At 63.3% G+C, this 6,246-nt stretch carries 6 protein-coding genes; 2 read left to right on the top strand and 4 right to left on the bottom strand.

The genetic code is table 11. The features are described 5' to 3' along the window. Window positions 1-357, top strand: a 357-nt coding sequence (locus tag B4E36_RS08455) for a phosphoribosyltransferase (protein WP_345900232.1), incomplete at its 5' end; no start/stop codon positions are given. A gap of 162 nt (window positions 358-519) precedes the next feature. Beyond that, window positions 520-879 (top strand): response regulator, encoded by a 360-nt coding sequence (locus tag B4E36_RS08450; protein WP_018063863.1) that lies wholly within the window; start codon window positions 520-522, stop codon window positions 877-879. Between the two features lie 69 nt (window positions 880-948). Here B4E36_RS08450 and B4E36_RS08445 read toward each other — a convergent pair whose 3' ends face one another. The 4 genes from B4E36_RS08445 to lptM all read right to left on the bottom strand — a co-directional run bounded on the left by B4E36_RS08445 (window position 949) and on the right by lptM (window position 5,973). Further along, window positions 949-1,704 (bottom strand): SDR family NAD(P)-dependent oxidoreductase, encoded by a 756-nt coding sequence (locus B4E36_RS08445; RefSeq protein WP_292057423.1) that lies wholly within the window; start codon window positions 1,702-1,704, stop codon window positions 949-951. Between the two features lie 93 nt (window positions 1,705-1,797). Further along, on the bottom strand, window positions 1,798-4,335 hold the full coding sequence (locus tag B4E36_RS08440; protein ID WP_292057422.1) for a TIGR02302 family protein: 2,538 nt from the start codon (window positions 4,333-4,335) through the stop codon (window positions 1,798-1,800). A gap of 102 nt (window positions 4,336-4,437) precedes the next feature. Further along, on the bottom strand, window positions 4,438-5,700 hold the full coding sequence (lysA, locus tag B4E36_RS08435; protein WP_292057421.1) for a diaminopimelate decarboxylase: 1,263 nt from the start codon (window positions 5,698-5,700) through the stop codon (window positions 4,438-4,440). 12 nt (window positions 5,701-5,712) lie between these two features. After that, the gene (gene lptM, locus B4E36_RS08430; protein ID WP_292057420.1) at window positions 5,713-5,973 is read right to left on the bottom strand and encodes an LPS translocon maturation chaperone LptM; all 261 of its coding nucleotides are present in this window, start codon (window positions 5,971-5,973) and stop codon (window positions 5,713-5,715) included. Window positions 5,974-6,246 lie beyond the last annotated feature (273 nt).

The following is a 6,246-nucleotide window of genomic DNA, read 5'->3' as shown; positions in this document are numbered from 1 at the left end:
GCGCCGGAAGTCGAATTCATGACGCTGTCGAGCTATGGCACCGGCACGGTCGGCAAGTCGGTACGGATGGTCAAGGATATCGACAGCGAGGTCGAGGGCCGCGACATCCTGCTGATCGACGACATTCTCGAATCCGGCCGCACGCTGCGTTTCGCGCGAGAACTGATGCTGGAGCGCGGCGCGGCCAATGTTTCGGTCGCAGTTCTTCTCGACAAGCAGAACAAGCGCGAGGAAGCGCTTGAGGCGGACTACGCCGGTTTCTGCTGCCCGGACAAGTTCGTTGTCGGCTACGGCATGGACGTGGCCTACGCCTTCCGCGAGCTTCCCTTCGTCGGCGTGGTGACCGGGGATGCTTAATCAAGCATAAATACAGTCCGAACAGCTTGTTAACTACATAAACCGCCACATTTCGATGTTTACCTCTCGCTAGGAAAGTTCTGGTCATCTCCATTGCAACAAAGCCTGGAACAACAGGTTTGCAATACGGGTTTTGAAAGACAGAGAGAACTGGATAGCGCCATGGCGAGGATTCTGATCACCGAAGACGAGGCATCGCTGCGTATGTTTGTCGCCCGCGCCTTGCGGCTCGACGGTCACGAGACGGTGGAAGCCTGTGACGGCGCCGAGGGGCTCGAACTCCTGAGCGAAAGCCACTACGACCTTCTGCTCTCCGATGTCCGCATGCCGATCATGGACGGAATTGCGTTGGCGCACGCCACCGCGCACGACCATCCGCGCACCAAGATCCTGCTGATGACCGGATTTGCCGAACAGCGCGAACGCGCCGATGACCTGATGGAAAAGATCGTCGACGTGGTTTCCAAACCCTTCGCCCTGCCCGATATCCGCAAGGCCGTGGCCCGCGCGCTGGCGGCATAGGGCCGGGCTACAACCGCCGCAGTTTTGAAAAGGCCGCTTCCCGCCGAGGACAACGGCCCTTTGCTTGCCTCACTGCGCGGCGTAGCCGCCATCCACCAGATGGTAGCTGCCGGTGACGAAGGAGGCATCTTCGGAGAGCAGGAAGGCCGTCAGGGTGGCGACCTCCTCGGATTTTCCGAGCCGACCGATCGGATGGAGGGCGACGAGGCCTTCGATATCCTCCGGCTCAAGGTTCTCATCAAGCAGCGGCGTGCGGATGAAGCCGGGGCCGACGGCATTGATGCGGATACCGCGCTTGGAATATTCCAGCGCCGCAGACTTGGTCATGCCGACCACGGCGTGTTTCGAGGCAACATAGGCCGGCGCGGTGGAAAAGCCGTTGGTTCCAAGGATCGACGACATGTTGACGATCGATCCGCCGCCCGATGCCTCGATCGCGGCAAGCTCATATTTCATGCAGTAGAATACCGAATGCAGGTCGACATTGAGCACCTTGTGCCATGCTTCGATATCGTAATCGCCGATCGGCTCCGACGGACCGCCAATGCCGGCATTGTTGACCGCGCCATAAAGTCCGCTGAATGTCTTGACGGCGAAATCGACCATGGCTTCCACGGCCTTCGGGTCGCTCACGTCGACGGCGAAGGCGGCGGCCTTGCCGCCGGATTGCGCGACCTCGGCGACGGTCTTCTTCGCATGGTCCTCGTTGAGATCGGCCACAACCACATTGGCGCCCTCACGCGCCAGGAGCTGGACGCAGGCCTCGCCAATGCCGGAAGCGCCTCCGGTCACGATGATGGTTTTGTTTTCGAATCTCTTGGACATGACGATACCCCTTGATGCCGACGCTCCGATGTGGGCGCCATTGATTCAAGTGGCGCCGAAAGGGTGCGTTTTAAAGGCATATTGAAGCAAAAATCAGTTCTGAGACTGGGGTTCCAGAAGCCGCTCCAGATAGGGCGGTTCGGAGGGCAGCGGCGCCTGTTCGTTCAGCCGCTCGCGGATGGCGTCGAGAATTTCGCGGGCGCGCTGAACGGTGATCTCGTCGGGAACATCGACATTGTCGCCGAAATCGAGCCCGTCGGCCCCCTGATTGCGGCCAAGCGGGTCGCGGCCGGCCTGGTTGCCCCAGCCGGTCTGTCCGCCCGGGCCCTGCCCTTGCTGACCCTGCCCCTGCGCCATCATCGAATTCATCATCTGCTGTGCGCCCTGGCGCAGCGCCTCCAGCGCATTGCCCTGGCCCTCGACGGCCGCGGACCCCTCCCCCTCGCCGAGCGCGCCGGCCGCGCCTTCCATGGCCTCGCCGGCCTGATCGAAGCCTTCCGCCGGCGGCATGCCAAGTTCGGAGAGCTTCTGTTGCATTTCCGAGAGCTGTTCGGCGAGCCCCTGCTGCTGTTCCTGAAGTTGTTTCAGCGCCTCGCGCAGCTCCTCCGCCGTCATGTCGCGGGGCGCTTTCTCGCCATCCTCCGCCTGATCACCCGGCGAAGGCTGCGGATCGCCCCAGCGTTCCCGGTCTTGCAATTGCTGATCGAGGTCGAAGGTCTCGTTCATCAGCCGCTGCTGTTCCTGTATCAGTTCGCCAAGCTTGTCGATCTGCTGACGCATCTCGGAATTCTGCTGCCCGCCCTGTTGCTGGGCGGTTGAAGATGGCGGCTGGAGATTATTCATCATCCGCTGCAGCTCCGACAAAAGCTGCTGGGCGGCATCGCGATTGCCGGAGCGGGCGAGGTTTTCAAGCTGGTTCAGGAGATTGTCGAGATCGCGCTGGCGCAGCGTCTGCTGGTCGCCGGGCATCTGCTCGGAGGGCTGCATGCGCTGGGCCATCTCCGACATGAATTCTTGCATCGCCTCGCGCAATTCCTGCATCAGCCGGGCGATCTCGGCATCCGATGCGCCGTTCTCCAACGCCTCGCTCAGCGCATCCTGCGCCTCGCGCAGCCGCCGCTCGGCATCCGACAGCGCGCCATCCTCGATGCCGGTCGCGATATCCCACATGTAATCGGCGGTATCGCGATAGCTGTCGGCGTCATGGGCAAGCGCCATCCGGGTCTGGGCCGACTTGATCAGGAGGAATTGCGTGAGGTCCGGGATCGTCTCCTCCGGCCTGAGCGTGATCGCCGCGCTATATTGCAGCGCCACCGGCATGCGGCGGGTGTCGAGCGCGAAGATCTGGCGCTGCTCGGCAACCGAGCCGGCAAGCAGATTGCGGAAGGTGCGCTCCGGCAACACCATCTCCAGCGCCGGGCTTTTGCCGACATGGCCGGCCGCATCCTCTGCGATCAGCGTGATCGTGACCGGCGTGCCGGAAAGCGGGTGTTCGGTCAGATTGCGGCTGGTGAAGGCCGAATGATCCTTCGACGAGCGTGCCGGCATGTTGAGCGGAAATTCCGGCAGCGGATAGACCGGCTCGGCATGCGGATCGACATCGCCGGCCGGTGCGATTTCGGCATGGGCGCGGGTGACGCCGTAATCGTCGGTCACGGTGTATTCGAGTTCCAACGCCCCGTTTGCCGCCGCGCGCGGTGTGCCCTTGAACGCAATCATCGGCGCCTCGTCGGGATCGACGGCAATCTCCCAGCTCCGTCCGGCGGCATCAAGCCGACCGTCCGAAGCCAGCAGAAAGCTTGCGCTGTTGGCGAGCGCGCCCTGTTCGGCCTCGGCCGGCGCCTGCGCTTCCGCGTTGCCGTCGGGCGTGAAGGTGATCGGCTGGTCCGCGCCCTCCCCGGAAAGCCGCACGGTCAGCACCGAGCCTTCGGGAATGCCGGTGATCGCCTCGCCGCCATCGGACTGAAGATAGACCGGTGCCTTGCGGGTATAGGCGGGCGGCGAAATCCAGGCATCGAATCGGAGCGCCACCTGCGTCTCACCCTCGCCCCCTGGCGGCGCGAAGGCATCGGCAAGCCGCGACGCACTGTCGGGACCGGCATAGAACCAAGCCACAAACAGCAGCAGCACGGGAACCGCGCGCAGCGCATAGGGGTCGACTCCGGCAAGGTCCGGTTTCGGCAGGCCGCTGTCGATTGCGCGAAGGCGTTCGGCCATGCGGCGCTGATGGGCCTGCCACAGCGCCATCGCCTCCGGCGTTTGCCGCGCCGGCCGGTCGAGCCGAACCGAAATCGCCTGATGCGCGAGCGCGTTGTGCGCCTCCAGCCGCCGCTCGGCGGCGTGGACCGAGGGAATGCGCAGATGACGCAACGGCCACAGGCTGACGACGAAACCGACGACGAGGAAGAACAGCAGCGCGATCCTGACGGCAAACGGCAGTAGCAGGAACACGCCGAGCCATGACAGCGCGACATAGAGCGCCATCACCGCAACGGGCCACAAAAGAAGCGGCACAAGCTGTTCAACGAAAAGATTGAAACGCGTGAGCGCGCGCTTGCGGCGGATGCGGCGCGTCAGCGCATCATCGACAGCGTCTTTGGGTTTTCCCGCAGTGTGATTCTGCCCGGTCATGAGCCCCTGTGGTCGCGCGGCGTGATGGCCTCAGAATAGCACGCTTTGTGTCGATAGCGAGGTGAGGCCTGGAAATTCCCGGTTCACATTACCGCGACCGGCCTAAAGCCAGTCGGGCAGCGAATCGAGCCCGATCAACTCGTCATAGCTTCCGCGCGGTCGCACCACGTGGAAGCGGTCGCCATCGACCAGCACTTCCGGCACCAGAAGGCGGGTATTGTAGGTGCCGGCCTGGACCGCGCCATAGGCGCCCGCCGTCATCACCGCGAACAGATCGCCGGGGTCGGGGCGCGGCATTTCGCGCGACAGCGCCAGATAATCACCAGTCTCGCAGACCGGGCCGACGACATCGGCGGTCATCCGCTCCGCTCCGGGCTTCAGCACTACCGTGCGGATATCGTGATAGGCGTCGTAGAGCGTCGGGCGGATCAGGTCGTTCATCGCCCCGTCGACGATGACGAAGCTCTTCGCCTCGGCATCCTTCACATACAGGACCTCGGTGACGAAGATGCCGGCATTGCCGGCGATCATCCGCCCCGGTTCGGCCACGATCCGGCAATCGAGACCCGCCAGTTCCTCGCGGATGACGCTGGCATAGGCGAGCGGCTCCGGCGGCGGATTGTTGTCGAACTGATAGGGAATGCCGAGCCCGCCGCCGACATCGACATGGTCGATCTCGTGGCCGGCCGCGCGCAGCTCGCTCACCAGCTCCCGCATCAGCCGGAAGGCATCACGGAACGGCGAAAGCTCGGTGATCTGGCTGCCGATATGCATATCGATGCCGTTCACGCGAATGCCCTTCAGGCCCGCCGCATGGGCATAGACATCATGGGCGCGGGAAAACGCGATGCCGAACTTGTTTTCCTTCTTGCCGGTGGAAATCTTGGCATGGGTCTTCGCATCCACATCCGGATTGATGCGGAAGGAGACCGGGGCGACAACGCCCTTCGCCATGGCGCGCGCATTCAGCACTTCCAGTTCCGGCTCGGATTCGACATTGAAGCAGTAGATGCTGGCGTCAAGCGCGAAGTCGATCTCTCGCACGGTCTTGCCGACGCCGGAAAACACGATCTTTTCGGCCGGGACGCCAGCGGCAAGCGCGCGGCGCAATTCGCCTTCCGACACCACGTCCATGCCGGCGCCGAGTTTGGCGAGCGTCTTAAGCACCGCCTGGTTGGAATTGGCCTTGACGGCGTAGCAGACCAGCGCATCGGTGCCCGCGAAGGCTTCGGCGAAGACCTTGTAATGGCGGGCGAAGGTGGCGGTGGAATAGCAATAGAACGGCGTGCCGACGGCCGCCGCGATCGCCGGAATGGATACGCCCTCGGCATGGAGAACGCCGTCGCGATATTCGAAATGGTTCACGTCTGGCCTGCGTCAGTTAAGCAGTGGATCGAGAAGGAAGGGCTCGCCATCGACGGCGGCATCCGGCCCGGCATTGACGACATTGTCGCCCGAGCCGTCGAACACGATCGGTTTGTCATTGGGGGCAAGCCGGATGGTCGGTTCGGATTGCGTCTTCGCGGCGCGCGCCTGCTGTTCGGGCGTCGGCGGCGGCACTTCCAGCGGCCCGCGTCGTCCGCAGGAGCTAAGGGAAAGCGCCATCAGCGCAACAACTGCAATCGTGATTGTCTTCATCAAGAGCCCCGAACCGGATACGGGCCCCGCAAACGCGAACGCCCTGGCCATTCTGATAACCGATCAGAACCGCTTTGTGCACCCCAAATTGCGCGACTGAAAGAAAGTCGCCGCCGACGGGACCGTGTCAAACCCGCGCGGGCGAACGCTTCTGAGCATAAAGCAGTCGAAGCTCGCTCCCAATATTCTCTCCCGCTTGCGGGAGAGAATATTGGGAGCGAGGGTGATGCAGCATTTCGAAACGTGAGAGCGTTCGCGGGGATAGACTCCCCC

The sequence above is a fragment of the Martelella sp. UBA3392 genome, assembly GCF_002358775.1.
Taxonomy (GTDB): domain Bacteria; phylum Pseudomonadota; class Alphaproteobacteria; order Rhizobiales; family Rhizobiaceae; genus Martelella; species Martelella mediterranea.
Note: the sequence above shows the minus strand (reverse complement) of the source record. Positions and strands in the feature narration are given on the sequence as shown.

Bases quoted from the DNA above. Each gene is read 5' to 3' on its own strand.
- B4E36_RS08440 (WP_292057422.1), bottom strand. From the start codon at position 4,335: ATGACCGGGCAGAATCACACTGCGGGAAAACCCAAAGACGCTGTCGAT.
- B4E36_RS08450 (WP_018063863.1), top strand. From the start codon at position 520: ATGGCGAGGATTCTGATCACCGAAGACGAGGCATCGCTGCGTATGTTT.
- B4E36_RS08445 (WP_292057423.1), bottom strand. From the start codon at position 1,704: ATGTCCAAGAGATTCGAAAACAAAACCATCATCGTGACCGGAGGCGCT.
- lptM (WP_292057420.1), bottom strand. From the start codon at position 5,973: ATGAAGACAATCACGATTGCAGTTGTTGCGCTGATGGCGCTTTCCCTT.